Origin of the sequence: Staphylococcus microti (assembly GCF_000934465.1) — a bacterium.
GTDB classification, from domain to species: Bacteria; Bacillota; Bacilli; order Staphylococcales; family Staphylococcaceae; genus Staphylococcus; species Staphylococcus microti.
This window is the reverse complement of record NZ_JXWY01000047.1, coordinates 1-378: the sequence shown is the minus strand read 5'-3', so window position 1 is coordinate 378 and position 378 is coordinate 1. Positions and strand designations below refer to the sequence as shown.

At 38.1% G+C, this 378-nt stretch carries 1 protein-coding gene; it reads left to right on the top strand.

Annotated features, from left to right (window positions below; all coding sequences use genetic code 11):
* Window positions 1-378 (top strand): hypothetical protein (locus tag TP70_RS12420; RefSeq protein WP_044360856.1); only part of this gene is annotated, 378 nt, incomplete at both ends.

Sequence of the window (378 nt, the reverse complement as noted above, 5' to 3'; positions counted from 1 at the left end):
GCGGTACAACATTCCGTTCTGCTTTTCGTAGTGCGGGAACAACACGTGCCGTTGAAGACTATTCAGGTAAAATTATCGACTACACAGGCGATTTAGTTCAAAAGCTTGATGACCCATCAACATCGTTAGCACCGGGTAATATTAACTTCTCGCCTAAATTTGTAGAAGGCAAAAGTAAATCATATGCGTTTTTAGTGAATCCAGATGGTATGATTACGAAAAAATCACTTGCTGTAAATAACGGTAGTGGTATTGTTGCGTATTCCGGTAACTTTATTACGCTTGATAATAATACACCGGAAGCGTATGTGTATTTAAGTAATGTTGGTATTTCTAATGGACACACAGTGGATGCAATTGCGAAAGTATCTATTATTC